The sequence below is a fragment of the Bradyrhizobium sp. NBAIM03 genome, from assembly GCF_020194055.1.
Classification (GTDB): domain Bacteria; phylum Pseudomonadota; class Alphaproteobacteria; order Rhizobiales; family Xanthobacteraceae; genus Bradyrhizobium; species Bradyrhizobium yuanmingense.
Window position 1 is genome coordinate 1 of sequence record NZ_JADYVS010000127.1, and the last position, 466, is coordinate 466.

The 466-nt window shown below is 62.7% G+C and carries 1 pseudogene; it reads right to left on the reverse strand.

Annotated features, from left to right (window positions below):
• Positions 1-161: 161 nt before the first annotated feature.
• Positions 162-466, reverse strand: a pseudogene (locus I6F21_RS37720) (TetR/AcrR family transcriptional regulator); the annotation flags it as partial.

Here is a 466-nt window from a genome sequence, read left to right on the forward strand (position 1 = left end):
GGCCGCCGCTGGCGCGAGCAGGTGTATCCGCAGTTGCGTGATTTCATCCGCCGCAACGAAGAAACCGCACCGCGCATCAAGGCCGTCGCCTGAGCCTGGAGCACCCAACAAAAAGCCTCGCAGTTGCGAGGCTTTTTGTTGCGCGACGATACTTTCGCCGATCAGCCCTTGGGCCGATCCAGATACGCCAGCAGCATCTTGATATGCAGTTGCGCGAAGGCTTCGTGCTCGTCGGCAGAGGCAATGTCGCGCCCCACCACGGCACTGATCGTGTAACGGTTGGACAGCACGTAATAGCCCAGCGCCGAGATCGTCAGATACAGACGCGACACATCGACGTCGTCGCGAAAGATGCCGGCGCGCCGGCCGCGCTCCACCACACCTCGCAGCACCTCGATGACCGGGTTGACCAGCTCGCCCAAGTGCGGCGAGGTCTTCAGATGCCGCGCCTCGTGCAGGTTTTCGC